The organism is Flexivirga lutea, from assembly GCF_054778955.1.
In genome coordinates this window covers 1,031,307-1,057,662 of sequence record NZ_BAAGZB010000001.1, presented here as the reverse complement: position 1 = coordinate 1,057,662, position 26,356 = coordinate 1,031,307, and the positions used below count along the sequence as shown (strand labels likewise).

Sequence of the window (26,356 nt, the reverse complement as noted above, 5' to 3'; positions counted from 1 at the left end):
CCCGTGGGACCCATCGGACACGTTGGGGATACATACTGGCTGGAATGTCTGCGAATACCCAGACCGAACTCTCCCGCCAAGGCGCAGCCGACAACGAGGACCGCAAGCTGCGCAAAGAACTGGGCCTGTGGTCGTTGATGGCGGCCGGTGTCGGCAGCGTCATCGGCTCCGGCTGGCTCTTCTCCTCCATGTATGCCGCCCAGACCGCCGGTCCGGCCGCGATCATCGCCTGGGTCATCGCCGGGGCGCTGATGCTGATGATCGCCCTGGTCTTCGCCGAACTGGGCATGGTCCGCCCCGAGTCCGGCGGCCTGGTGCGCTACCCGCTCTACTCCAACGGCCGGCTGGCGGCGAGCATCGTCGGCTGGGCGATGTGGCTGGCGTATGTCGCCAACCCGCCCAGTGAAGCGGCCGCCGTGGTGCAGTACGCCTCCAAGTGGTGGCACGGCGTGTACGACTCCGGCGCGGGCGAACTCACCACGCTCGGCACGCTCGTCGCGGTGCTGCTGATGGCACTGTTCGTCGTGGTCAACTACTTCGGCGTCAAGTGGTTCGCCCGCTCCAACAACATCGTCACCGCCGTCAAGATCTGCATCCCGATCATCACCGTGTTGCTGTTGCTCGCCAGCGGGTTCGGTGCCAGCAGCAAGGCCGGCGGTCTCTCGCACAACGTGTCCGCGCACGGCTTCGCGCCATACGGCATCAGTGCGGCGTTCAGCGCCATCGCCTCCGGCGGCCTCGTCTTCGCCTACACCGGCTTCCGCAACGTCATCGAACTGTCCGGTGAGGCCGCCAACGCCCGGCGCGACATACCGCGAGCGATGGTGGTGACGATCTTCTTCAGCGTGCTGCTCTACCTCGGCCTGCAGATCGGCTACCTGGGCTCCCTGCCCGGTGGCGAACTCGCCGCGGCCGGCGGGTGGCACGGCGTCAACCTGGACTCGCCGTTCGCCGACGTGGCGAAGATGCTCGGTTTCACCTGGCTGTCCTGGCTGCTGGTGGCCGACTCCTCGATCTCGCCCTCCGGCTCGGGCATCGTCTTCACCGCGGCGAACGCGCGTAACGTCTTCGGCCTGGCCAAGAACGGCTTCTTCCCGCGCGCCGTGATGAAGGTCAGCGACAAGACCGGTGTGCCGGTCATCGCGATGTTCGTCAACTTCGTGCTCGGTGCCGCAATGATGGTGCTGCTGCCCAGCTGGCACGACATCGTGGTCGTCCTCAGTGCGCTGGTGGCGATGACCTTCTCGATCGGGTCCGTGTCGTTGCTGGTCTTCCGCAACGTCGACCTCGGCGGTCGCGCCCAACGGCTGCGCGGCATGCGGGTCGTCGCGCCGTTGGCCTTCATGATCAGCTCGCTGGTGATCCTGTGGACCGCGTGGGACACCCTGCTGAAGACGTTGGTCCCGATCGCCATCGGCCTCGTGTGGTTCGCGGTCTCCTTCGTGCGCGGCCAGCGCGATCCCGGCGATGTCAGCGGCGGCATCTGGCTGGTGGTCTACCTGGTGCTGACCTACGGCATCGCGGCCATCGGCAACTACGGCGGCACCGGCACGATCGCGCAACCGTGGGACTCGGTGCTGGTGGCTGCCGGGTCGCTGGTCCTCTACGGGTGGGGCGTGCGCGCGGGCACCGCCTACCTGCGGGGTCATGACCGGCTGCTGTCGGTGCTCAAGAGCCGCGCGGGTGACGACACCGACATACTCGCCACGGTGGACCCGCAGACCCGGTGATCCACCACCCCGACGCACCCGAGGGAGCAACCTGCCCGTGCACGACCGTCGCAGCCTGATCGAAGACCGCATCACCCGTGTGCTCACCGAACGGCTGCGCCCGGCCGTGCACCGGCCGGTGGCCGACCTCACGGTCGGCGCCTGGCACGTCGGCGGAGGCCGGGGCGAGCCGGTCGCCCCGGCGCAGGCGCTGCGAGCGCACTACGAGGCCTTCCCGATCGGTGCCGCGTGGGGACCGGCCTGGGGCACCACGTGGTTCCACCTGACGGGGACGGTGCCACCCGCGGACGACGCGGGACCGCACGAGGTCGTGGTCGACCTCGGTTGGGCGCCGCACTCGTCCGGCTTCCAGGCCGAGGGGCTCGCCTATCGCCCGGACGGCAGCGTCGTGAAGGGCCTCAACCCGATGAACGGCTGGATCCCGGTCGAACCGGGCAACACCATCGATCTGTATGTCGAAGCGGCCGCCAATCCCCTGCTGCTGCAAGCGCATCCGTTCCTGCCGACCGAGCTCGGCGAGAAGTCCTCGGCCGGTGACCGGCCCCTCTACCGGCTGGCGCGGGCACAGCTGTGCGTGCGGGACACCGCGGTCTGGGAGCTGGTGGCCGACCTCGACGTGCTGGACGGCCTGATGCGGGAGCTGCCCGCCGAGGACGGCCGGCGGACCGAACTGCTGCTCGGGATGGGGCGCGCGCTGGATCGGCTCGACCTGGCCGACGTGTCCGGCACGGCCGGCGCGGCGGCGACGGAACTGGCCCCGTTGCTGGCCCGGCGGGCCGGCGGCACCGGCCACCGGATCAGCGCGGTCGGACACGCGCACATCGACTCCGCCTGGCTGTGGCCGGTGCGGGAGACGGTCCGGAAGGTGGCCCGCACCGTCGCCAACGTCACCCAGCTGCTGGACGAGCACCCGCAGCTGGTCTACGCGATGTCCAGCGCCCAGCAGTACGAGTGGCTCGAGGAGCACCGGCCGGAGGTCTTCGAGCGCCTGGCACAGCACGTGGCGGCCGGCCGCTTCGTGCCGACCGGTGGCATGTGGGTGGAGTCCGACACCAACATGGTCGGCGGTGAGGCGATGGTTCGGCAGTTCCTGCTGGGACAGCGCTACTTCCGGGAGAAGTTCGGCATCACCTGCCGCGAGGTCTGGCTGCCGGATTCGTTCGGTTACTCCGCCGCACTGCCGCAGATCGTCCGGCAGGCCGGCTGCACGCACTTCCTGACCCAGAAGATCAGCTGGAACCAGCAGAACGTCTTCCCGCACCACACCTTCCGCTGGGAAGGCATCGACGGCACCCGGGTGTTCACCCACTTCCCGCCGGTCGACACCTACACGGCCGAGCTGACCGGACGTGAACTCGCCCACGCGGCAACGAATTTCCGTGACAAGGGCGCGACGGACGTCTCACTGGTGCCGTTCGGGTACGGCGATGGCGGTGGCGGCCCGACCCGCGAGATGCTGCAGCGCGCGGCACGCACCGGGGACCTGGCCGGATCGCCGCAGGTCACCATCGAGGCGCCGGCCGATTTCTTCGCCCGGGCCGAGGCCGACTACCCCGACGCGCCGGTCTGGGTCGGTGAGCTCTACCTGGAGCTGCACCGCGGCACCTACACCAGTCAGGCCCGCACCAAGGAGGGCAACCGGCGTTGCGAGCACCTGCTGCGTGAGGCGGAGCTGTGGGCCACCACCGCTGCGGTGCGCGGACTGGCGGACTACCCGGTGGAGCAGCTCGGCAGGTTGTGGAAGGTCGTGCTGCTGCAGCAGTTTCACGACATCCTGCCGGGCAGTTCGATCGCCTGGGTGCACCGGGAGGCGGCCGACAACTACGCCGCCGCCGAGGCCGAGCTCGAGGAGCTGATCACCGGCCGACTGGCATTGCTGGCGGGCCACGGTGACGACGAGATCGTCGTGAACGCAACGCCTTTCGAGGTCTCCGGGGTGCCACCTCTGGGTGCCGCGACCGTGCCGGCCGCGGGGACGGCCGTGGGGACGGCCGCGGACCGGGCGGTCCGGGTGGAGCGTGCCGGTGGCACGCTGGTGTTGACCAGCGATGTGTTGCAGGTGACGATCGACGACCGCGGATTGGTGACCGCCCTCGTCGATCTGGCCGGCGGTCGGGACGTCCTACCGGAGGGCACCGCGGCGAATCTGCTGCAGCTGCACCAGGATTTCCCGAACAAGTGGGATGCGTGGGATCTCGACGAGTTCTACCGCAACACGGTGCGGGATCTGACCGACGTGGACGATCTGCAGGTCGCCGTGGACGCCGACGGTGCGGCGGTGGTGACGGTGCGTCGCGTCTTCGGCGCCTCGACCGCGACCCAGACGATGACGCTGCGTCCCGGTGCCCGCCAGCTCGATTGCGCCATCGAGGTGGAGTGGCACGAGCGGGAGACGGTGCTGAAGGTGGCGTTGCCGGTCGAGGTGCACGCCACCGAGGCGGCATACGAGACACAGTTCGGGCACCTGCGGCGTCCGACGCACACCAACACCAGTTGGGACGCGGCCCGGTTCGAGGTGTGCGCGCACCGCTTCGTGCACCTGGCGGAGCCGGGGTTCGGTGTGGCCGTGGTCAACTCGGCGACCTATGGCCACGAGGTGACCCGGCACGAGTCGCCGGGCGGCGGCACCTTCTCGACGGTGCGGTTGTCCCTGCTGCGGGCACCGCGCTTCCCCGACCCGCGCACCGACCAGGGACGGCACCGTCGACGTTATGCGCTCGTCGTGGCCCCCCACGTGCTGGACGCGGTGCGGGCCGGGTATCGGATCAATCTGCCCGAGCGCCGGATCACCGGCGCACCCGTCGAGCCGCTGGTGCTGCTCGGTGGCGGCACCGCCGCGGTGGAGGCCGTCAAGCCGGCCGAGGACGGATCGGGCGATGTGATCGTCCGGCTCTACGAACCGCGCGGCGCACGCACCGCGGTCACCATCCAGCCCACCTTCGCGGTCCGTGAGGTGGTGCAGGTGGATCTCCTGGAGGATCAGGTCGAGCCCGACGGGCTCGACACGCGCGACGGCTCGATCACCGTCCGGCTGCGGCCCTTCCAGCTGCTCAGCCTCCGGTTGCGGCGCTGACACGCGCGAACGGGTGGCCGGCGCAGCGCCGGCCACCCGTTCGGGTGCTCTGCCCGGTTGCGGTCAGCTCTCGCTCGAGGCGTTCATGCCCTGCTCGATCGCGCCCATCACCGAGTCGTCGGCGAGCGTGGTCACGTCACCGACCTCGCGGTGCTCGGCCACGTCACGCAGCAGCCGCCGCATGATCTTGCCCGAGCGGGTCTTGGGCAGCTCGGACACGACCAGGATGCTGCGCGGACGGGCGATCGCGCCGATCTCGGAGGAGACGTGCTTGCGCAGCTCGTTCACCACGTCGTCTCCCCCGCCGCCCGCGCTGGCACGCAGGATGACGAACGCGACGACCGCCTGACCGGTGGTCACGTCGGACGCACCGACGACCGCTGCCTCGGCGACCTTCGGGTGCGACACCAGCGCGGATTCGATCTCGGTCGTCGACAACCGGTGCCCAGAGACGTTCATGACGTCATCCACGCGGCCGAGCACCCAAATGTCGCCGTCCTCGTCCTTCTTCGCACCGTCACCGGCGAAGTAGACGCCCTGGAAACGGGACCAGTAGGTGTCGATGTAGCGCTGGTCGTCGCCCCAGACGGTCCGCAGCATCGCCGGCCACGGCTCCCTGAGCACCAGGTAGCCACCCGAGCCGTCCGGCACCGACTCACCCGCGTCGTCCACAACATCTGCGACGACACCGGGCAATGCATTCATCGCCGAGCCGGGCTTGCCACTGGTCACGCCCGGCAGCGGGCTGATCATGATCATCCCGGTCTCGGTCTGCCACCAGGTGTCGACCACCGGCGTCTTGCCGCCACCGATGGTGTCGCGGTACCAGACGTAGGCCTCGGGGTTGATCGGCTCACCGACCGAACCGATCAGCCGCAGCGAGGTGAGGTCGTGCTCGGCGGGCACCTCCGCGCCGATCTTCATGAAGGTGCGGATCGCGGTCGGGGCGCAGTAGAGGATCGTCGCCTTGTACTTGGCGACGATCTCCCACCATCGGCCCGGGTGCGGGGTGTCCGGCGTGCCTTCGTACATGATCGACGTCGCGCCGTTGGCCAGCGGTCCGTAGACGATGTAGGAGTGCCCGGTGACCCAGCCGATGTCGGCCGCGGTCCAGTAGACGTCGGTCTCCGGCTTGAGGTCGAAGACGGCCCAGTGCGTGTATGACGTGCCGACCAGGTAGCCACCGGTCGTGTGCAGGATGCCCTTGGGCTTGCCGGTCGTGCCCGAGGTGTACATGACGTACAGCGGGTGCTCCGCGTCGAACGCCTCCGGGGTGTGCTCGGGCGACTGCTTGTCGACCGCGTCGTGCCACCACAGGTCGCGGCCCTCGGTCCAGTCGATGTCCTGGCCGGTGCGCTTGACCACCAGCACGTTGCGCACGTCCGGGCACTCGGTGAGCGCCTCGTCCACGGCCGGCTTCAGCGCCGACGGCTTGCCCTTGCGGTTGCCGCCGTCCGCGGTGATGACGATGCGCGCCTCGCAGTCGATGATGCGGTCGCGCAGCGCCGAGGCCGAGAAGCCGCCGAAGACGACCGTGTGCGGCGCGCCCAGCCGGGCGCAGGCCAGCATCGCGATGACCGTCTCGGGGATCATCGGCATGTAGATGGCCACCCGGTCACCGGTCTTGACGCCGAGCTCGATGAGCGCGTTGGCGGCCTTGCACACCTCGTCCTTGAGCTGGGCGTAGGTGATGGTGCGGGTGTCCCCGGGCTCGCCCTCGAAGTAGTAGGCGACGCGCTCGCCGTTACCGGCCTCCACGTGCCGGTCGAGGCAGTTGTATGCCGCATTCAGCTTGCCGCCGACGAACCACTTCGCGAAGGGCGGGTTGGACCAGTCGAGGACCTCCTCGAACGGCGTGTCCCAGGTGAGCCGCTCGGCCTGCTTCGCCCAGAACCCGAGCCGGTCGGCGTCAGCCGCGTCATACGCGTCGGCCTTGACGTTGGCGGCGGCCGCCAGGTCGGCCGGGGGTTCGAACCGTCGGGTCTCGTGCAGCAGGTTGGACAGAGTGGGCTCGGTCGGTGTGTCACTCATGTGTGCTCCTTCAGCTCAACGGGAAAGTCGGCAGCACGGAGCGCTTGAACGTGAAGTTCGCGACCGTCGCGAACGATGCGTACCAAGCGGCGATCGCCGTCAACAACCCAACATAGCCACCGGTCTTGGTCAATCCACTGCTGTTCCCGAACTCACCGAAGGCCAGGAGGAAATAGGTGATGGTCAGCAGGATGAAGACGACCAGCACGGCGCCGCTGACCCGCAGCGAGGCGACGGTCATGTAGAGGGTGAAGATGCCCCAGGCGAGCAGGTAGACGCCCAGGCCCTTGTTGACGTCCGAGCCGGCGCCGGACAGGTCGGTGTGCCCGGTCAGCCACCAGAAGGACAGCCAGAACGCGCCGTACGAGCAGAACGCCGTGGCGCCGAAGGTGTTGCCCTTGGCGAACTCCCAGATGCCGGCGACGAGCTGCGCACCGCCGCCGTAGGCGAAGGCGAGACCGAACACCACGGGCTCCACGGTCGAGGGGACTATGCCGGCGTTGACGACGCTCAGCACGAACGTGGTCAGGGCGAAGGCGCCCAGGCCGAGTGCGGCCGGATCGGCCAGGTGGGCGCCCGGTGCCGGGCGGGTGGTCGTCTCGGACATGGAAGAACTCCTGACGTCGGGCGATGGTCACGGCACACACCGTGTGTCACCAGCTTTCTCGCATCAGCCGAGCCGCGGTGGCCATGACGGATTCCATGATGTGAGCGGAGTCACATGGTCGCCGGACGTCACCGCCGGCCGCGACGAACGGTCGCTGCACCGGGCCGAACGGTCGGTGCGTCGGTGGCCGATCCCGCGCCGCGCTCGGGGTCGAAGCTGCCCCGGTCGACGTCGAGGTGCTCCGGGGTGTGCAGGCGGACCATGGTGCGCATGACGCTGGGCGGACGCCGGTCCGCGGTGGCCAGCGACACGCCGATCATCACCAGCAGGCTCAGCGGGGTGGTCCACGCGGCCGGCTGTGCCAGCAGCGGACCGGCGAGTCCGGGTGCGTGGTAGCCGGCCAGCGCGGTGACGACCGCGGCGGTGCAGGTGCCGCCGCCGACCACCAGGCCGGCGATCGCGCCGGGGGCGGTGAGGCCACGCCACCAGATGCCGAGCAACAGCAAGGGACAGAAGGTCGAGGCCGCGACCGCGAACGCCAGCTCCACCGCGCGGGCGACCGGCACCCCGCTGGAGACCACGAGCAGCACCAATGTCAGTGAGACGACCAGCGCGGTGGCGCGGCGGAAGTCCCGGACCGGGTCCGATCGGCCGCGCAGCACATCCTGGCTGAGCACGCCCGCCACCGACACGGCCAGCCCGGACGAGGTCGACAGGAACGCCGCGAACGCCCCGGCGCCCAGCAGCCCGGTGAGCAGGTCCGCGCCGAAACCGTGCAGCATGTCGGTCGGCAGCTCCAGCACCACCGCGTCGGTGCGCCCGGACGCGATCAGGCGGAAGCTGTAGATGCGGCCGAGGACGCCATACACCGTGGGGATCAGGTAGAAGAGGCTCAGCAGGCCGAGCACGCCCAGCGTGGTGCGCCGGGCGGCGCGTCCGTCGATGTTGGTGTAGAACCTGGCCACGACGTGCGGCAGTCCCATCGTGCCCAGGAAGGTCGCCAGCATCAGCGAATAGACCAAGTAGGTGGCGTGTTCGCCCTGCATCGGCTCGACCCAGTCGGACACGTGCAGTTCGTGCGGCGCCGGGCCGCCCGCTCGATGCCAGTGGGCCAGCAGGACGGCGGCCGGGATGATCAACGCGGTGAGTTTCAGCCAGTACTGGAACGCCTGCGTCACCGTGATCGAGCGCATGCCACCGGACAGCACGATCACCAGCACGACCACCGCGACGAGCACCGAACCGGTCCACGTCGGCGCTCCGACGAGGGTGCGCAAGGTGATGCCGGCGCCCTGGAACTGCGGCAGGAGGTAGAGCACCCCGATCAGTGCCACCACCACGCTGGACACCTTGCGGGCCGCCTGGGACTCCAGCCGCAGCTCGGCGAAGTCGGACAGCGTGTAGGCGCCCGAGCGACGCAACGGGGCGGCGACCAGCACCAGCAGGACGAGGTAACCGGCGGTCCAGCCGACGGGGTACCACAGCGCGTCGGCGCCGTGCGCCAGGATGAGGCCGGCAGCACCGAGAAACGAGGCGGCAGAGAGATATTCGCCTCCGATCGCCGAGGCGTTGACGACCGGCCCGACGCTGCGGGAGGCGACGTAGAAGTCGCTGGTGGTGCGCGAGACCCGGACACCGAAGACGCCGATGCCCAGGGTGAGCAGCGAGACCGCCAGGACCGCTGTCAGACCGACAGCGGCATTCATCGCTCGCCCGCTGTGCCCGCCGGGCCCGCTGTGCCCGCGCCGGGCCGCCCGACCAGCCGCATGAAGCCGGCCTCGTTGCGTTCGGCGTAGCGCACGTAGAACCAGCCGAGGCCGAGCAGCACGGGATAGACCAGCACACCGAGCAGCAGCCACGGCAGAGGTATGCCGACCACGTGCAGCCGGCGGATGCCGGGCAGCACGTCGAAGGCCAGCGGCAGGGAGCCGAGCGTCACCGCCAGCAGGAAGAGCACCACCGCGGCCAGCCGCAACTGGGCACGCATCAGCGACCGCAGCAACGCCTCCCCGAGCATCGACTGCGCGTCGATCTCCTGGCTCATCGCGGCCACGTCCGCAGCCGCGTTGCGGCGACGCTGCACCCGGACCCGCGGCCCCGGTCCGTCGGGGCGATGCCGCGGGGCGGGGCCGTCGGCTGCGGTCACGATCGCGGCTCCCGGCGCTGCTCCCCCGACCCGCGCAGCAACACGTCCTTCAACTCGCGGCTGCGGCGGCGGCTGACCTCGAGTTCGTGACCGTCGATCACCACCACGCTGCGCTGGTCGTGCTGGCGCAACTCGGTGATGTGCCGGGTGGCCACCAGGTAGCTGCGGTGGATGCGCAGGAACCCTGCACTGGCCCAGTCGTGTTCGAGGGTGCCGAGCGACAAGCGCACCAGGTGCGTGGCCTCGCCGGTGTGCAACCGCACGTAGTCGCCGTGCGCCTCGACGAAGTGGACGTCCGAGCGGCGCACGAATCGGGTGACACCGCCCAGCTCGACCGGGATGGTCGGGTCGTCCTCCGGCGGCGCGGGCGGGGCGTCGTGGGCGAGTACGCGGCGCAGCGCCTCCTGCACCCGTGCCGGCCGGACCGGCTTGAGCAGGTAGTCGACCGCGTCCAGCTCGAACGCCTCGACCGCGTGCGCGTCGTGGGCGGTCACGAAGACGACCGCCGGCGGCCGCTCGAAACGGGCGAGCACCCGGGCGAGGTCCAGGCCGCTCAGTCCCGGCATGGCGATGTCGAGGAACACCGCATCGATCGACGTGGTCTCCAGGGCGCGCAGGGCCTCGACGCCCGAACCGACGGCGTGCACCGAGGCGCCCGGGTCGAGCTGCTCGATCATGTAGGCCAGCTCGCCACGCGCCGGGGGCTCGTCGTCGACGACGAGCACCCGCAGGTGATCCGGCACGGCATCCATCCCAGGAGTCTATGCAGCCGGCCGTTCAGGACCCGTAGTGCGCGACTCCGTCGTTCGGGTGGGCCCTGGCGGCGAACCGCGGCACCCGCATCAGCACCTTTGTACCGGCACCGGGTGCGGTCTCGACCACCAGGCCGTACTGCTCACCGAACGTCGCGCGCAGCCGCATGTCGACGTTGGACAGACCGATCGAATCGGCCTGCGTGACACCGTCCAGCGCCTGCTGGATGCGGTCCGGATCCTCTCCGACCCCGTTGTCCTCCACGGTGATCCGCACGTCGACACCGTCGGAGATGGCTTCCACGACCACCTCCCCGGGACCGGCCTTCGGCTCCAGGCCGTGCCGCACGGCGTTCTCGACGACCGGTTGCAGGGAGAGGTACGGCACCATCACCGTCAGACAGTCGGGGGCGACACGCAACGTCACCCGCAGGCGCTCGCCGAAGCGGGCCCGTTCGAGGGTGAGGTATTGCTCGATCGACTGCAGTTCGTCGGCCAGCGCGGTGTATTCGCCGCGTCGCCGGAACGAGTAGCGCGTGAAGTCGGCGAACTCCAGCAGCAGCTCACGGGCGCGGTCCGGGTCCGTGCGCACGAAGGCCGCGATCGTGGTCAGCGCGTTGTAGATGAAGTGCGGCGAGATCTGCGCCCGCAGCGCACGCAGCTCGGCTTCGGCCAGTCCGGAGCGGCGCCGGTCGACCTCGGCGAGCTCCAGCTGGCCGCTGACCCAGTCGGCCACCTCGTGGGTCGCCTTGATGACCGGTGCACCGGCCGCCGTCACCAGCGCGTGCAGCGTCCCCACCACGGAACCGTCGACGACCAAGGGGACGCTGATGACGTCGCGGAGCCGGCACGCCGGATCGGTGCAGACCACCCGGTCGACCCGCGCCCGCCCGTCCTGCAGCAGCGCGGTCGCGGCGGACAGCACGTCGTCCCGGTGGGTCTGCCCGTGACCGTCCCAGCCCAGCACCGAGTGCCCGTCGCTGAGCGCGACCGCCGGTGCGGTCAACAGCGGGCGCAGCGACCGGACCGCGCGTTCCGCGGACGCTTCGGTGAGACCTTCACGCAACGGTCGGGCGGCCCGGTTCGCCTCGTGCAAGGTGCGCAAGGTCGCGCGGTCCGCCTCGCTGCCCATACCGCGGTGCCGGCGGGCCCACCACCACAGCGCCGCGACCGGCAGCACCAGGATCACGGCGATCAGCGCCGGGACGGCCAAGCTGCTCACGGACGAAACCGTAGAGCACGGGCGGCTGTCGGGGACCGCTTCCCCTGGCACCGGCTCGGCCGGCTGCCCGCGGATCGGCTGGCTAGAGTCGCCTGCGTGTCCGATCACGAATCGCCGGCGACGCGCCGCACCCTCCGCTTCGGCGCCAACTACGTGCCCTCGCGGGGCTGGTTCCACAGCTGGCTGGACCTGGACCGCGACGCCGTCGCGCGCGATCTGGACGACCTCGCCTCGCTGGGCATGGACCATGTGCGGATCTTCCCGGTGTGGCCGTGGATCCAGCCGAACCGTGCCCAGGTGCGGGCCCGTGCCGTGGCCGACGTGCGAACCGTCATACACCTGGGCGCGGAGCGCGGTCTGGACGTCTGCGTGGATCTGCTGCAGGGCCACCTGTCGAGCTTCGACTTCCTGCCGTCGTGGGTGCTCACCTGGCATCAGCGCAGCATCTTCACCGACCGCGACGCACGCGACGGGTTGCGTTGGTATGTCGAGCAGTTGGTGGGGGCACTGGCGCCGGAGCCGAACGTCTTCGCGTTCACCCTCGGCAACGAGGTCAACAACCTGTGGCCGGCGAACGCCACCACGATCCCGCAGTCGACCGCCTGGGCGCAGGAACTGCTGGGCGCCATACGCCAGCATGCCCGGGCGGATCAACGGGTGGTGCACTCGCTCTTCGACGACGCGTTCTACGCACCGGACCACCCGTTCTCCGCGGCCGACGTGACCACGCTCGGTGACGTGTCATCGGTGCACTCGTGGGTCTTCAACGGCACGTCACGGGTGGACGGCCCCCTCGGTCCGGCGACGACCTCCCACGCCGCCTACCTCGCCCGGCTGGCCGGCGCGTGTGGTGCCCCGGACCGGCCGGTGTGGCTGCAGGAGGTCGGCGCTCCGCTGCCGGATGTGCCGCGCGAGGCCGCACCGCAGTTCGTCATGCGCACCGTGCAGGCCGTCGCGGCCGTCCCGACACTGACCGGCATCACCTGGTGGTCTTCACACGACATCGACCGGCGGTTGGTCGACTTCCCCGAGCGGGAGTACGACCTCGGGCTGTTCACCGTCGACCACGAGGCCACACCGGCGGCGCATGCGCTGCGGGACGCGATCGAGGCGGCTCGGCATACCGATCACGTGCGTTCACAGGCGATCTCGATGCCGGCGGACATCGTCGCCGATCCGTCGGCACGGCACCTGGTCGCGCCCGGCAGTGACTTCCACCGCGACTGGGTGGCGCTCGGCGAGCGACCGGACGGTCGGTTCGCACCACCGGTGATCACGCCCGCGACACCCTGATCGAGCGGACACGGAATGCACTGAGCGGACACGGAATCCGTGGAGGATTCCGTGTCCGCTCAGTGCTTGATGTGTCCGCTCAGTGAAGCAACCGGTCAGACCGCCCCGCTCGCGGTCCCCGCGAAGTATCCGGACGAGCGAAGCGGGAGGAGAAACTTCGTGGGGTCTAGATGCCGACCTTGAAGCGCAGGAAACCGCTGACCTCGGCGCCGGCCTCCTCGGCGACCTTGGCGACCGTCTTCTTGGAGTCCTTGGCGAACGCCTGCTCGAGCAGGACGTTCTCCTTGAAGTAACCGTTGACGCGGCCCTCGATGATCTTGGGCAGGGCGGCCTCGGGCTTGCCCTCCTCCTTGGCGGTCGCCTCGGCGACGCGACGCTCGTTCTCGACCACCTCGGCGTCGATCTCGTCGCGGCTCAGCACCGTCGGGCTGAACGCCGCGATGTGCATCGCGATGTCGCGGGCCACCGTGGCGTCGCCGCCCTTGGTCGCCACCAGGACGCCGATCTGCGCGGGCAGGTCGGGGCTGGTCTTGTGCAGGTAGGACACGACGTTCTCGCCCTCGAGGCGACCGACGCGACGGACCTCGATCTTCTCGCCGATGGTGGCACCGGCCTGGTCGATGAGGTCCTGCACGGTGCCGCCGTCGACGCTGGAGGCCAGCAGTGCCTCGGCGTCGGTGGCCTTGCCGGCCACAGCCTGCGCGAGCACCTTGTCGGCCAGCTCGACGAACTTCTCACCCTTGGCGACGAAGTCGGTCTCGCAGTTGATCTCCAGCAGGGTGCCGGCGGTGCCGTCGACGTGTGCGGTGACCAGACCGTTGGCGGTCGTGCGGCCCTCCCGCTTGGTCACGCCCTTGAGGCCCTTGACCCGCAGGATCTCGGTGGCCTTGGCCTTGTCGCCGTCGGCCTCGTCCAGCGCCTTCTTGACGTCGAGCATGCCGGCACCGGTCTGCTCGCGCAGCGCCTTGATGTCAGCAGCGGTGTAGTTGGCCATGTGTGTGCTTCGCTCCTTCGCGAATGAACTGTGAAACGGAAGATCTGGGACGTATGGCGCGGGCGTCGCGGCATACGGAGGACCCGCCCGCATCGGGTCGTGCGCGCACGACCCGATGCGGGCGGGTGACCGGTCAGGACTCGGTGGTCTGCGCGGTGGTCTCCGCGGCGGCCTCGGCCGGAGCCTCGGCCGTCTCGACCGCCGGCGCCTCGGCGGGCGTCTCAGCGGCCGGCGCAGTGCCGTCCTCGGACGCCAGCAGCTCGCGCTCCCACTCGGCCATCGGCTCGGAGGCCTCGGCGGCGTCGGACCCGCCACCGGAGCGGGCGATCAGGCCTTCGGCGACGGCGTCGGCGACAACACGGGTCAGCAGCGTGACGGAACGGATCGCGTCGTCGTTGCCCGGGATCTTGTAGTCGACCTCGTCGGGGTCGCAGTTGGTGTCCAGGATCGCGATGACCGGGATGTTGAGCTTGCGGGCCTCGGTGACCGCGAGGTGCTCCTTCTTGGTGTCCACGACCCACACGGCCGAGGGCACCTTGGCCATGTCGCGGATGCCGCCCAGGGTGCGGGCCAGCTTGTCCTTCTCGCGCTTGAGGACGAGGAGTTCCTTCTTGGTGCGACCGGAACCGGCGACGTCGTCGTAGTCGATCTCCTCGAGCTCCTTGAGGCGGGCAAGGCGCTTGTGGACGGTGTTGAAGTTGGTGAGCATGCCGCCGAGCCAACGGTGGTTGACGTAGGGCATCCCGACGCGGGTGGCCTGCTCGGCGATCGACTCCTGCGCCTGCTTCTTGGTGCCGACGAACAGGATGGTGCCGCCGTGGGCGACGGTCTGCTTGATGAACTCGAACGCGTCGTTGATGTAGGTCAGCGACTGCTGGAGGTCGATGATGTAGATGCCGTTGCGCTCGGTGAGGATGAAGCGCTTCATCTTGGGGTTCCAGCGACGGGTCTGGTGCCCGAAGTGGACGCCGCTCTCGAGGAGCTGACGGGTCGTGACGACGGCCATGCCGAAGTCCTTTCTGAGATGGGTTTCCAGTTGTCATCGCGGACGACGCCGGTAGGGCGCACCCGCGAACCTGGCGCCCCGATGGGTCCGGACCGACCTGCTCAGGGTTGAGCCGGCCGGACTGGCGGATCCACCCCGGCATACATCGAACTGCCGGTGTGAGACGCGCGAATTCGACCCGCGAGCGGACAACCTCGGAAGACCTTGACAGCAACGCACACGAGTCGTGCCTCCAGGATACGGGACAACCGCGCGGCGCCGCGAATCGGCCGGCCGCCCGGGCCTGCCGTCATACGATCGGCAGCATGATTGTCCCGACCCGCGACCCACTGATCGCACGCATGCAGGGCTTCGGCGCCACCATCTTCGGCGAGATGTCCGCGCTCGCCACCCGCACCGGCGCGATCAACTTGGGCCAGGGCTTCCCGGACACCGACGGGCCGGAGGCGGTGCTGCAGGCAGCGCGCGACGCGATCGCCGAGGGGCTGAACCAGTACCCACCGGCCCGCGGACTCCCGCCGCTGCGGGAGGCGATCGCCGACCACCAGCGACGGTTCTACGACCTGTCGCTGGACGCCGACCGGCAGGTGCTGGTGACGGTCGGCGCCACGGAGGCGATCGCGATTGCGGTGCTCGCCCTGTGCGAGCCGGGCGACGAGGTGGTCACCTTCGAGCCCTACTACGACTCGTATGCCGCCACCATCGCGCTGGCAGGTGCGGTCCGCCGCACCAGCCCGCTGCGGTTCCCGGACTTCGCGATCGACGAGGAGTCGCTGCGGGCGGCGTTCTCGCCACGCACCCGCCTGGTCCTGCTCAACACCCCGCACAACCCCACCGGAAAGGTCTTCACCCACGCCGAACTCGAGTTGATCGCGGACCTGGCGCGCGAGCACGACGCGATCGTGGTGACCGACGAGGTGTACGAACACCTCACCTTCGACGGAGCGCTGCACGTGCCGATGGCGACGTTGCCCGGCATGTTCGAGCGCACGCTCACCATCAGCTCCGGCGGGAAGACGTTCGCCACCACCGGCTGGAAGATCGGCTGGTTGACCGGACCGGAGCATCTGGTGACGGCCTGCGCCTCGGTCAAGCAGTTCGTCACGTATGCCGCCGGCGGCCCCTTCCAGGCCGGCATCGCGCACGGCCTGCGGATGCCGGACGAGGTCTTCGCCTCGCTCGCTCGGACCATGCAGCACGGCCGCGACATCCTCACCGCGGGCCTGCGCGATGCCGGCCTGCCGGTCAGCTGCGCCCAGGGCACCTACTTCGTGGTGGCCGACCTGGGCGCCCTCGGCGCGACGGACGCGGTGGACTTCTGCTGGCGGATGCCGGAGCTGTGCGGCGTTGTCGGCGTGCCGGTCTCGGTGTTCTGCGACGACGCGGACATCGCACGCACGCTGGTCCGGTTCGCGTTCTGCAAGCAGCCGCAGGTGCTCACCGAGGCCGCGACCCGCGTGGCCTCGCTCGGTTCACGCTGACCCGCCTCCACATCCCCCGGTGCTGCGCCGGTCCGTCCACAGGTGGACGGTCGGCGACGCACACCGGCCGCGCACCCGCCGCATTCTGCTCGTATGACGACAGGCTGGCCGGGTGTGATCGCATTCGCGAGTGCCGTGGCGGCGGCGTTCGGCGGGTCGGCGCAACCGGCGCCGACCGGCACCTTCGGCTGGCCGTTGCGACCCCGGCCCGCCGTGGTGCATCCCTTCGACGCGCCGCCGGAGCCGTGGGCCGCCGGGCACCGGGGCGTCGACCTGCAGGGCACGCAGGGACAACCGGTGCTGGCCGCGGGTGCCGGGACCGTGTCGTTCTCGGGCGTCATCGCCGGGCGGGGAGTCGTCGCCATACAACATCCGGACGGCAGGCGCACCACGTACGAGCCGGTGGACGACCGTGACCCGAAGGGCACGGTGGAAGCCCGGGGCGAGCCGATCGGCTCGCTGGCCGCGGGCGGCCACTGCGGCACGACGCCGTGCCTGCACTGGGGACTGCTGGTCGGTGCGGATGCCTATCGGGATCCGCTGACGTTGGTGGAGGACCGCCGGGTGCGGTTGCTACCGCTGGGGTGAGGACCCGATGCGTCCTACGCCGTGCCGTGCGCGTCCGGGCGCTTGGGCCAGGGCCAGGGTTTGCAGCCCTGCAGGCCGAGCGTCTGCTGCTGCATCACCGGCGCGTAGGCGCCTTTCGCGGAGCACAGCTGATGGCCGTGGCCGAGTGCGTGACCGACCTCGTGATTGACCATGTACTCGCGGTATTCGGCGAGCTTGCCCTTGAAGTAGACGACACCGTCGGCCCACAACTTGTAGTTGAGGATCACGTGCTGCCCGGTCGCGCAGGACGTGCCGCCGTGGGTGGGCAGCGGCGCACACAGCTTGTCGACCTGGTGCGGGCTGGCGACGCTGATGGTCAGCTGCGCCTTGGTGCCCTTGGCCAGCTGCGCCGGAGTCACCTGCACGAACCGCACGTGATCCACGGCCTGCCAGCCGCGCCGGTCCAGCAACGCCGCGCCCAGTGTGCGGGCGAGCGCGCTGGTGTCGACATGCATGCCGCCTTCGACGTTGAGCCGGTAGGTGACCACCCGGCCGGTCTTGGCGCTGGTGCGTTGTGGCACCTGCACCGGCGTGAACGTGCCGTCGCCCGTGGCGGGTACGGCGACCGGGACGCTGGACGCGGGCGTCTTCGTGGCCCGCGCCGCGGTCATGGCCGCGGTGGCGGTCGTCGCCGAGTGCGCCGAACCGGTGGCGGCCGCGGACGGCTGCGCCGAAGCGGTCGGCGTCGCCGCGGACGGCGGCTGGGTCGCCGCCGCCGATCCGCCGACGGGGCTACCGGAGCTGGCACCGGCAGATTGGCCGCGGCCGTGCAGCAGGTATCCCGACAACGCACTCAGTAGCGCCAACAGGACAGCGGCGATCAGGATCGTCCGGATCAACCGGACCTCGCGCGTCGGAGGGGAACCGTGCATAGCGGAAGTAGACCCCATTGCGTGGCGTCCCGCACGCGACTGACCGCAGCGGTGCGCGCCGGCATCGGCGCGCGACTCGCGTCGCGTGCGGACGCGAGGTTGCGGGGTCGACGGGTCAGGCACGAGGATGCGCCTGCGAGAACGAGCGGCGCAGCCGCTCGACCGACACGTGTGTGTAGACCTGGGTGGTTGCCAGGCTGGCGTGTCCGAGGAGTTCCTGCACCAGCCGGATGTCGGCGCCGCCCTCGACGAGGTGTGTCGCGGCGCTGTGTCGCAGCCCGTGCGGTCCGAGGTCCGGCGCACCCGGCGTCTCCCGCAGCAATCGGTGGACCACTTCCCGCACGACCCGCGGGTCCACCCGCCGGCCGCGAGCGCCGAGGAACAACGCCGGCCCGGACCCGGGCACGACCAGGTGCGGACGCCCCGCCCGCAGCCATGCCTCCACCGCCTCGAGCGCCGGGCGCCCGAATGGCACGGTGCGCTCCTTGTCGCCCTTGCCGACCACACGCATCACCAGGTCACCGCGGTCCACGTCGTCGACATCGAGTCCGACGAGTTCGGCGACGCGGATGCCGCCGGCATACAGCAACTCCAGCATCGCGCGATCGCGCAGATGGACCGGGTCGGCGTCGTCGGCGGCCACCGCGGCCAGGTCGAGCAAGGCCGCCGCCTGGTCCTGCCGGAGCACGTCCGGCAGCGACGCGACCCGCTTCGGTGCGACGAGCCGCTGTGCCGGGTTGCGGGACACCGCACCGGTCCGGGACGCCCAGGCGAAGAAACCGCGTGCGGCCGCCGAACGGCGGGCCAGGGTCGCGCGGCTGGCTCCGGCTGCGTCCAGCGCGGCCAGCCACGATCGCAGGTCGGCGAGGGTGACGTCGTCCCAGGAGTCGACGCCGGCCGCGTGGAGGTGGTCGGCCAGGTCGTGCAGGTCGGCAAGGTATCCGCGCACGGTGTGGGGGGAACGACCGCGCTCGGATCGCAGGTGTCGCTCGTAACCGGCGACGATCGGCCGGCCGGGGAGCGTGCTCTCGTTGCTCACGACATGTCCAGGCTAGCCGCGGGCCTGCTACTCGAGCGGGCATCGACACGCCGTGCCGGCGGCGCCGGGACGATCATGCCGGGTCCGCGGTGGAGCGGCGCCAGCCGGACTCGATGCGCTCCACCAACCCGGCGGCGTGCAGTGCCGCCAGCCCCCGCGTCACCTCCCGTGCGGTGAGGCCGGCGCTGATCGCCAGCTTGGCGACGGTGGTGCCGCGCATCACCGGCATGGCGTCGAGCAACCGCTTGTCCGGTTCGTCCAGCCGGTCGGTGACGGTCGGCTCGGCACGTTTGACCGGCCCGAGGTCGTCCCCGATCGCGCCGAAGAGCTCGGCGCATTCGTCCACATCGGTGACCAGCGTCGCCCCGCAGTCCCGGATCAGCTGATGCGGGCCCGCGCTGGCGGGGCTGGTCACCGGCCCGGGCACCGCAGCGAGCAGCCGGCCCAGCCGCCCCGCGGCCGTCGCGGTCGACCGGGATCCGCTGCGCAGACCTGCCTCGACCACGAGGGTTCCCGGGGTCATCGCCGCGATCAGCCGGTTGCGCGAGAGGAACCGCTGCTTCTGCGGCGCCGAACCCGGGGGCAACTCGGTGACGATCACGCCGGACCGCTCGATCTGTTGCAGCAGCCGGGTGTTGGCGACCGGGTAGGCGATGTCGATCCCACAGGCCATCGCGGCGACGGTCACACCGCCGGCGGCGAGGGCGCCGCGGTGCCCGGCGGTGTCGATCCCATGAGCACCGCCGGACACCACGGTGAAACCCCGCTCGGCGAGACCGTGCGCGAACTCCCCCGCCACCTGGGTGCCGTAGGGCGTGGCTGCGCGCGCGCCGACGATCGAGATGCTGCGCTCGCACGTCTGGGCGAGCGAGACGTTCCCGGCGATCCAGAGACAGTAGGGCGGCGAGTCCAGATCATCGACGCCCGCGGGCCATTCGTCGTCGCCGGGTATGACGAGGCGGGCGCCCAACTGCTGAGTGCGCTCCACCAGCGGCCCCAGCCGCAGCGCCTTGAGGCGCGCCGCCGCACGGGTGAACTTGCCGCCGGCATCGGTCCGCACCAGCTCCCACGCGGTGAACGGGTCCAGCCCGCGCAACCGTGGCGTCATGGTCCGGTCCTCCGGCTCCACGGTCGCGGCAAGGGCCAGACGCACGGCCAGGCGCGCGTCTCGGCTCTCCCGCAGCTCCTCCTCCCGGACCTGTGACCGGGCACCGTCCGTCGGGTGTCCCCGCGAGGTATCGGAGGGAGGTGTGGGCGGAGAACTCGCTGTGGTCTTCATGCCGCTGCTCCCGTCGAGCGCAGCCCACGGGCTTCCTCGACCTGCCGGAACTCCGGCCGCGGGGCGCCGTCGAGGTCCGCGATGGTCCAGGCGACCCGTAAACAACGGTCGTAGCCACGCAAGGTGAGCGCGCCGGCCTCCATCGCTCGGTCGAGCCCCCGAGTCACGTCACCGGGCAGTCGCCACCGACCTGATCGCAGGATGGAGCCGGGCACTTCGCTGTTGCGGGCGCGGCCGATCTCCCGCCATCGAGCGGCCTGTCGCGCCCGGGCCGCCGCGACGCGCACTGCTACCTGGGCGCTGCTCTCCCCGCGCGGCCCGGCCAGCGCGGCCCGCGTCACCGGCAGCATCGTGAGATGGACGTCGACCCGGTCCAGCAACGGGCCCGACATCCGCCCGAGGTAGTCCCGTCGGCGTTGTGGGGCGCACGTGCACCTCGACCCCTTGCCGTAGTTCTGTCCGCAAGGGCACGGGTTCGCGGCGAGCACCAACTGGAACCGGGCCGGGAAGGTCACCACGTGGTCGGCGCGTGCGACGTGCACGATCCCGGACTCCAGCGGTTGCCGCAACGCGTCCAGCACGTCGCGCCGGAACTCAGGACACTCGTCGAGGAACATCACGCCGCGGTGGGCGCGGGACACCGCACCCGGCCGCACCCGACCCGATCCGCCACCGACGACCGCGGGCATGGAGGCGCCGTGGTGTGGCGCGACGAAGGGCGGCCGCTCGATCAGCACCTGGTCCGGCAACGCACCGAGCACCGAATGGATGGCGGTGACCTCCAGCGCCTGCTCGCGGGTCAACGGGGGCAGCAGCCCTGGCAGCCGTTCGGCGATCATCGTCTTGCCGGCCCCGGGTGGGCCGACCATGACCAGGTGGTGACCGCCCGCTGCGGCGACCTCCAACGCGTAGCGGGCCTCGTCCTGCCCGACGACATCGGCCAGGTCCGGAGGCGAAGCCGTGACCGCCGCTCGCGACGGCACCGGCGGCGGCTCGGGCAGCGGCCGCCGCCGGGCCAGGCACCTGTAGCGCCGCACCAACGCCGCCAGGTTGTCGATCGGCACGACCTCGATGTCCGGCACCAACGCGGCCTCGGCGGCGTTCGCGACCGGCACCACCACCTGTGCCGTCCCCGCGTCGACGGCGGCGAGCACCGCCGGCAGCACACCGGGTATGGCGCGCACGGTGCCGTCCAGGCCGAGCTCGCCCAGATGGACCACGCCCTCGACCAGGGCACGGCTGATCGTGCCGCCACAGACCAGCGTCGCGACGGCGATCGCCAGGTCGAAACCCGAGCCGTGCTTGGGCAGCGACGCCGGCGAGAGGTTCACCGTGATCCGCTGCCGGGGCAATTCCAGCTCGCAGTTCTTGGCGGCCGCCCGGATCCGGTCGGGCGCCTGCTTGCAGGCAGCGTCCGGCATACCGCTGACGACGAACGCAGGCAGGCCGGGTGCGACGTCCGCCTCGACATCGATGACCCACCCGTGGATGCCGGTGACCCCGACGCTGCGGGTGCGCCCTAAAACCATACGAAACCACCGCGATTCGAATGGGGTCCCCGCGAAGTATCGGAGGGGCGAGTCGGGGTCCCCGCGAAGTATCGGAGCGAGGTACGAGCGGAGAACTTCGTGGGGTGACGGAGCGGGGGAGAACTTCGGGCGGATCTCATGCGACGTCCTGCAGGTGCTCGATCTGGACGTCGGCACCCGGACGACACAGCATGCCGATGACATCGATCCGCACGCGTGAGGTGTGGATCGGGTGGTCGGCGAGCCAGCGGGCCGCCAGGACCCGCAAGCGGCGCGCCTTGACCGGTGTCACCGCTTCGACCGGCCGGCCGAAGAGTTCACTGGTGCGGGTCTTGACCTCGACCACGACCAGGCAATCGCCGGTGTCGTCGAGGGCGACGATGTCGATCTCTCCCTCGCGGCACCGCCAGTTGCGTGCGATGACGGTCAGCCCCTGCAGTTGCAGGTAGCGTGCCGCCTCCTCCTCACCGCGCCGCCCGAGCTTGCTGCGCTCGGGCTCCTTGCTGCGCTCGGGCTCCTTGCTGCGCTCGGGCTCCCGGCTGCCGGTGTCGTGCATGGTTGCCATCGGGCATCACCTCCGGCACCAGCCTGTGCCGTGCACTGGTGACGCACCACGCCCGTCGTCGTGCCCTGTGGACGGCGAAAGGGATGTGCACAACCGGCCGGCTCAGTCGGGAAGCTCGATCTCCCGCGGCGGCAGCTCCTCGATGTTGACGTCCTTGAAGGTGATCACCCGGACGTTCTTGACGAACCGCGCGGTCCGGTAGACGTCCCACACCCACGCGTCGTTCATCCGCAGATCGAAGTAGACGCCGGCTCCCTCGCCGCGGACCTGCAGATCGACGTCGTTGCACAGGTAGAAGCGGCGTTCGGTCTCCACGACGTGGCTGAACAGGCTGACCACATCACGGTATTCGCGATACAGCGAGAGTTCCTGCTCGGTCTCGAACTTCTCGAGGTCCTCGGCGCTCACCTCGACCCCCTCGCGCCTCGGGTGTCGAGGTGCGCCCGTGCCATCGGTCGCTCGCTGCGCTCGCTCACAACGCCCGCTCCTTCTCCGGTCCCACGTCATCCACGCTACCCGCCGCGGCGGCTTCCGGCACGAGCGGCTCACCGTTGCAGCGACGCCACGACCGGCGATGCAACGGACAGGGTCCGTGCGCCTCGAGCGCCGCCAGGTGATCGGGTGCCGAGTAACCCTTGTTGCCGGCCCAGTTGTACTGCGGGAAGTCATCGTGGAAGCCGACGAGCATCGCGTCGCGTTCCACCTTGGCCAGCACCGAGGCAGCCGCGACGGACGAACACTTCATGTCCGCCTTGATCATCGTGGTGACCGGCGGCGTCGCCGGCCCTGCGCCGGGTGCGTCGAGCAACGCCAGCAGGCCGTCCCGCTGCGGGTCGGTCAGCCAGTCGTGATTGCCGTCCAGCACCACCAGATCGGGTATGACGCGCAGCGCGGCCAGGGCACGCGTGCCCGCCATACGCAGCGCCGCCATGATGCCGATGTCGTCGATCTCCTGCGCACTGGCGTGGCCGACGGCGTAGTCGGTGGCCCACCGGCGCACTGCCGGCACCATCCGCTCCCGCGCCATCGGGGACAACAGCTTGGAGTCCTTGACGCCCTGCGGGACGGTGCGGGTCCGCTCGTCGATGACCACCACACCCACCGACACCGGCCCGGCCAGCGCACCGCGGCCGACCTCGTCCATGCCGGCGATCAGCCGGTAGCCGTCACGCTGCAGGGCTCGTTCGACCCGCAGGCTCGGCTTGCTGCTGCGGGACGGCGTGGTCGTGCGCGTCGTGCGGGAGGTCATGCGGGCGGTCACTTCGGATCGGGCACCTTGGCGAAGACGTTGCTGTAACTCTTGAGGGCGTGGATGCGGTCGATCGGCCAGGCGATGGCCACGACCTGGCCGGTGATGTCGGACATCGGCACCGATCCCAGTTTGCCCCCGCTGTTGTTGTCGTGCAGCCGCGAGTCGGCGGAGTCGTTGCGGTTGTCGCCCATCACCCAGACCTCGTCCGGGGGGACGGTGATGTCGAACGGCATCGTGCTCGGGACGCTGCCCTTGTTGATGTACGGCTCGGTGATCTCCACGCCGTTGACGGTGAGCTTGCCCGACTTGGTGCAGCACTTCACGTGGTCGCCGGGCATCCCGATGATCCGCTTGACCACATGGTCGCCGCCGCCGGGGAGCACCCCGACGAAGACCAGGCTGTCCTTGACGATCCGCTTCAGCAGTGACGGGTGGTGCGGGGTCCTGCCCCACGTCTTGGGGTCCTCGAAGACGATGACGTCGCCCCGGTGCAGCGGCGAGTGCTGCGGGGTGAACTTGCTGACGATGATGCGGTCACCGATGTCGAGCGTGCTCTCCATCGACGCCGACGGGATGTAGAACGGCTGCGCCAGGAAGGTCTTGACCAGGAAGCTGAGCACCAGGGCGATCACCACGATCACGGTCAGCTCCCGGGCGAACGACCACCGCGACTTGCTCTTGGGCAGCGTGGTGTCCTCGGGTATGGCGCCGGGAGGCAGCGCACCGTCGTCGCCGGCCCGAGCGGGTTCGGCGGACTGTGGGCCGGCCGCAGCCTCGTCCCGGTCTTGACTCATCGTGAGGGCACCTTGTCGAACGTCGAGGAGTAGTTGCTCAGCCAGCTCATCCGGTCCAGCGGCCAGACGATCATGACTGCCCGGCCGATGATGTCGGACTCGGGCACCGAACCGGTGCGACCCGTGCCGTCGTCGTGGAAGCGCGAGTCGGCGGAGTCACCACGGTTGTCCCCCATGACCCACACTCGGCCGGACGGGACGGTCACCGAGAACTTCTTCTGGTCGGTGCCGCCGCCGGGGTAAATATAGGGCTCGGACAGTCCGACACCGTTGACCTCGATCTGTCCGCGCGTGTTACAGCACTTCACGTGGTCACCGGGCAGGCCGATCACCCGTTTGATCAGGTCGTTGTCACCGGAGGGGTAGAGGCCGAGGAACTGCAGTCCGGACACGATGGCGCCGCCCAGTCCGCTGCGCTCGGCATTGGGTATGTCGAGCCAGTGCGCCGGGTCGTGGAAGACCACCACGTCACCGCGGTGCAGCGCGAACGGCCCGGGTGTGAACTTGGAGACCACGACGCGATCGCCAGGCACCAGGGTGTTCTCCATCGAACCCGAGGGGATCCAGAACGACTGTGCGACGAACGTCTTGATGCCCAGCGACAGGACGAGCGCCACCACGACGACGATGGCGAGCTCGCGCAGCACCCGCGCGACACCGAAGCCGCGCTGCCGCCGGCCGGCCTGTCGCCGTGACCGACGGGTCGTCACGTGGTCCTGCCCGCCGGTCGGTCCGCTGTCGTCGGTCGGCACGTCGGTCGGCACGTCGGTCGGCACGTCGTCGCTCGGCGGGTCGCCGGGCGGTAGGTCGCCGGTGCGCGGGAGCCGGTGTCGGTGGTCGGTCACCCTGGGAGTCTCCCCCACGAACCTATCGGCCAGTAGCGCAGCACCACCTTGCCGACGATGTCGTCGATGGGGACCATGCCGCCGCCGGGATCGCCCAGGTGCGACCGGGAGTCGTCCGAGGCGGCCCGGTTGTCGCCCATCACGAAGACGTGGCCCGCCGGGACCCGCACGACGAAGGGCACCGTGCTGGCCGACATACCTCGCGGCAGGTAGGGCTCGCGCTGCACGGCACCGTTGATGCGCAGCCGACCGTCGTGACCGACCGACACGGTGTCGCCGGGGATCCCGATCACCCGCTTGACGTAGAGCACCTCGCCCAGGTGTATGCCGAGGGCGTCGCCCACCGACCGCAGCATGCCGGACACACCGGTCGGCGGTGCCTCACCGGGGTGCGCGAAGACCTCGGTGCCGTCGAAGACGACGACCTCGCCGCGGTGCACGTCGTGGGCGTGCAGCTTGCCGACCATGATGCGGTCGCCCTGCCAGAGGGTGGGCTGCATCGACCCGGAGGGCACTGTGAAGGTCTCCACCAGCACGCCGTGCACGAGCACCAGGACCGCCACGACCGCCAGCACGGCGATCAGCACGCGGCGCCGGTGGCGCGGCTCGGGTTGCAGGTCCGTCGGCGGGTCCGCAGACGCCGAAGGCGTGGAGCCCTCGGCAGAGGACTCCACGCCTTCGGTCACGCGAACGGGAGCTGAGCTCAGGCCTGCTTGGCCGGGGTCTCGCGCTTCTCCTTGATCTTGGCGGCCTTGCCGCGCAGCTCGCGCAGGTAGTAGAGCTTGGCGCGACGCACGTCACCGCGGGAGGCGATCTCGATCTTCTCGATGACGGGGGTGTGCACCGGGAAGGTGCGCTCGACACCCACCCCGAAGCTGACCTTGCGCACGGTGAACGTCTCGCCCACGCCGCCGCCGTGACGACGGATCACGACGCCCTGGAAGACCTGGACACGGGAGCGGTTGCCCTCGACGACCTTGACGTGCACCTTGACGGTGTCACCGGCGCGGAAGTCGGGGATGTCGCTGCGCAGCTGCGCGGCGTCGAGTTCATCGAACTTGTGCATGACGTGCTTCTTCCTCGCGGGCGCCGCAGGTCGCCTGCTGTTGCATGATGGTCGGGTGCGCCGTCCGGTGGGTGAGCCACATGCTCCGGTGGAGATCCACCGTCGCACTCCCCCTGCGGCGGGGGCCGGGCCGGTCAGGCGCTCGCGCAATTCTGCCAGAGGGGTGGGTCG

The 26,356-nt window shown here is 70.2% G+C and carries 24 protein-coding genes; 5 read left to right on the top strand and 19 right to left on the bottom strand.

Translation table 11 applies throughout. The features are described 5' to 3' along the window. The first annotated feature begins 44 nt into the window (after window positions 1-44). Complete coding sequence (locus ACYVBN_RS04910) at window positions 45-1,730, top strand: APC family permease (RefSeq protein WP_460599531.1); 1,686 nt, start codon at window positions 45-47, stop codon at window positions 1,728-1,730. Window positions 1,731-1,767: 37 nt separating this feature from the next. Next, on the top strand, window positions 1,768-4,803 hold the full coding sequence (locus tag ACYVBN_RS04905) for an alpha-mannosidase (protein ID WP_460599530.1): 3,036 nt from the start codon (window positions 1,768-1,770) through the stop codon (window positions 4,801-4,803). A 63-nt stretch (window positions 4,804-4,866) separates the two neighbouring features. Here the strand turns inward: ACYVBN_RS04905 and acs are convergent, their stop codons facing one another. The 6 genes from acs to ACYVBN_RS04875 all read right to left on the bottom strand — a co-directional run bounded on the left by acs (window position 4,867) and on the right by ACYVBN_RS04875 (window position 11,561). Further along, window positions 4,867-6,834 (bottom strand): acetate--CoA ligase, encoded by a 1,968-nt coding sequence (acs, locus tag ACYVBN_RS04900; RefSeq protein ID WP_460599529.1) that lies wholly within the window; start codon window positions 6,832-6,834, stop codon window positions 4,867-4,869. A gap of 10 nt (window positions 6,835-6,844) precedes the next feature. Further along, window positions 6,845-7,441, bottom strand: coding sequence for an acetate uptake transporter family protein (locus ACYVBN_RS04895; RefSeq protein ID WP_460599528.1), 597 nt, complete (start codon window positions 7,439-7,441; stop codon window positions 6,845-6,847). Window positions 7,442-7,569: 128 nt separating this feature from the next. Further along, a complete protein-coding gene (locus tag ACYVBN_RS04890) occupies window positions 7,570-9,147 on the bottom strand; it encodes a sodium/solute symporter (RefSeq protein ID WP_440283562.1) in 1,578 nt (525 codons plus the stop codon). Continuing rightward, the gene (locus ACYVBN_RS04885) at window positions 9,144-9,587 is read right to left on the bottom strand and encodes a DUF485 domain-containing protein (protein WP_440283563.1); all 444 of its coding nucleotides are present in this window, start codon (window positions 9,585-9,587) and stop codon (window positions 9,144-9,146) included. The genes ACYVBN_RS04890 and ACYVBN_RS04885 overlap by 4 nt, the downstream gene beginning before the upstream one ends. Continuing rightward, a complete protein-coding gene (locus tag ACYVBN_RS04880; RefSeq protein WP_440283564.1) occupies window positions 9,584-10,339 on the bottom strand; it encodes a LytR/AlgR family response regulator transcription factor in 756 nt (251 codons plus the stop codon). Before ACYVBN_RS04880 ends, ACYVBN_RS04885 begins: the two co-directional genes overlap by 4 nt. Window positions 10,340-10,364: 25 nt before the next feature. Beyond that, a complete protein-coding gene (locus ACYVBN_RS04875; protein ID WP_440283565.1) occupies window positions 10,365-11,561 on the bottom strand; it encodes a sensor histidine kinase in 1,197 nt (398 codons plus the stop codon). A gap of 96 nt (window positions 11,562-11,657) precedes the next feature. Here ACYVBN_RS04875 and ACYVBN_RS04870 point away from each other — a divergent pair, with 96 nt between their 5' ends. After that, complete coding sequence (locus ACYVBN_RS04870; RefSeq protein ID WP_460599527.1) at window positions 11,658-12,854, top strand: glycoside hydrolase 5 family protein; 1,197 nt, start codon at window positions 11,658-11,660, stop codon at window positions 12,852-12,854. Between the two features lie 166 nt (window positions 12,855-13,020). Here ACYVBN_RS04870 and tsf read toward each other — a convergent pair whose 3' ends face one another. Both tsf and rpsB read right to left on the bottom strand, forming a co-directional pair. Continuing rightward, complete coding sequence (gene tsf / locus ACYVBN_RS04865; RefSeq protein WP_440283567.1) at window positions 13,021-13,848, bottom strand: translation elongation factor Ts; 828 nt, start codon at window positions 13,846-13,848, stop codon at window positions 13,021-13,023. 133 nt (window positions 13,849-13,981) lie between these two features. Continuing rightward, the gene (gene rpsB / locus ACYVBN_RS04860) at window positions 13,982-14,854 is read right to left on the bottom strand and encodes a small ribosomal subunit protein uS2 (RefSeq protein ID WP_460599526.1); all 873 of its coding nucleotides are present in this window, start codon (window positions 14,852-14,854) and stop codon (window positions 13,982-13,984) included. 305 nt (window positions 14,855-15,159) lie between these two features. Here rpsB and ACYVBN_RS04855 point away from each other — a divergent pair, with 305 nt between their 5' ends. After that, window positions 15,160-16,335 (top strand): pyridoxal phosphate-dependent aminotransferase, encoded by a 1,176-nt coding sequence (locus tag ACYVBN_RS04855; protein WP_460599525.1) that lies wholly within the window; start codon window positions 15,160-15,162, stop codon window positions 16,333-16,335. Window positions 16,336-16,428: 93 nt separating this feature from the next. Further along, complete coding sequence (locus ACYVBN_RS04850) at window positions 16,429-16,923, top strand: M23 family metallopeptidase (protein ID WP_460599524.1); 495 nt, start codon at window positions 16,429-16,431, stop codon at window positions 16,921-16,923. 14 nt (window positions 16,924-16,937) lie between these two features. On the opposite strand, the gene ACYVBN_RS04845 is transcribed toward ACYVBN_RS04850, so the two are convergent. The 11 genes from ACYVBN_RS04845 to rplS all read right to left on the bottom strand — a co-directional run bounded on the left by ACYVBN_RS04845 (window position 16,938) and on the right by rplS (window position 26,185). Further along, a complete protein-coding gene (locus ACYVBN_RS04845) occupies window positions 16,938-17,816 on the bottom strand; it encodes a DUF3152 domain-containing protein (RefSeq protein ID WP_460599523.1) in 879 nt (292 codons plus the stop codon). Window positions 17,817-17,931: 115 nt separating this feature from the next. Beyond that, on the bottom strand, window positions 17,932-18,855 hold the full coding sequence (locus ACYVBN_RS04840) for a tyrosine recombinase XerC (protein WP_460599522.1): 924 nt from the start codon (window positions 18,853-18,855) through the stop codon (window positions 17,932-17,934). 73 nt (window positions 18,856-18,928) lie between these two features. Further along, on the bottom strand, window positions 18,929-20,134 hold the full coding sequence (dprA, locus tag ACYVBN_RS04835) for a DNA-processing protein DprA (protein WP_460599521.1): 1,206 nt from the start codon (window positions 20,132-20,134) through the stop codon (window positions 18,929-18,931). Beyond that, a complete protein-coding gene (locus tag ACYVBN_RS04830; RefSeq protein ID WP_460599520.1) occupies window positions 20,131-21,663 on the bottom strand; it encodes a YifB family Mg chelatase-like AAA ATPase in 1,533 nt (510 codons plus the stop codon). Before ACYVBN_RS04830 ends, dprA begins: the two co-directional genes overlap by 4 nt. Window positions 21,664-21,799: 136 nt before the next feature. Beyond that, window positions 21,800-22,228: a YraN family protein gene (locus ACYVBN_RS04825; RefSeq protein WP_460599519.1), complete on the bottom strand. Its 429-nt coding sequence runs from the start codon at window positions 22,226-22,228 to the stop codon at window positions 21,800-21,802. Window positions 22,229-22,330: 102 nt separating this feature from the next. Further along, a complete protein-coding gene (locus ACYVBN_RS04820) occupies window positions 22,331-22,636 on the bottom strand; it encodes a DUF2469 domain-containing protein (RefSeq protein WP_440282798.1) in 306 nt (101 codons plus the stop codon). A gap of 64 nt (window positions 22,637-22,700) precedes the next feature. After that, window positions 22,701-23,477 (bottom strand): ribonuclease HII, encoded by a 777-nt coding sequence (locus ACYVBN_RS04815; RefSeq protein WP_460599799.1) that lies wholly within the window; start codon window positions 23,475-23,477, stop codon window positions 22,701-22,703. An 8-nt stretch (window positions 23,478-23,485) separates the two neighbouring features. After that, entirely contained in the window at window positions 23,486-24,274 is a 789-nt protein-coding gene (gene lepB, locus ACYVBN_RS04810) for a S26 family signal peptidase (RefSeq protein WP_460599518.1), read from the bottom strand. Then, complete coding sequence (gene lepB, locus ACYVBN_RS04805) at window positions 24,271-25,119, bottom strand: S26 family signal peptidase (protein WP_460599517.1); 849 nt, start codon at window positions 25,117-25,119, stop codon at window positions 24,271-24,273. The genes lepB (ACYVBN_RS04810) and lepB (ACYVBN_RS04805) overlap by 4 nt, the downstream gene beginning before the upstream one ends. Next, on the bottom strand, window positions 25,116-25,805 hold the full coding sequence (gene lepB / locus ACYVBN_RS04800) for a peptidase S26 family protein (protein ID WP_460599516.1): 690 nt from the start codon (window positions 25,803-25,805) through the stop codon (window positions 25,116-25,118). Before lepB (ACYVBN_RS04800) ends, lepB (ACYVBN_RS04805) begins: the two co-directional genes overlap by 4 nt. A gap of 17 nt (window positions 25,806-25,822) precedes the next feature. Next, window positions 25,823-26,185: a 50S ribosomal protein L19 gene (gene rplS, locus ACYVBN_RS04795; RefSeq protein ID WP_440282794.1), complete on the bottom strand. Its 363-nt coding sequence runs from the start codon at window positions 26,183-26,185 to the stop codon at window positions 25,823-25,825. Window positions 26,186-26,356: the final 171 nt, after the last annotated feature.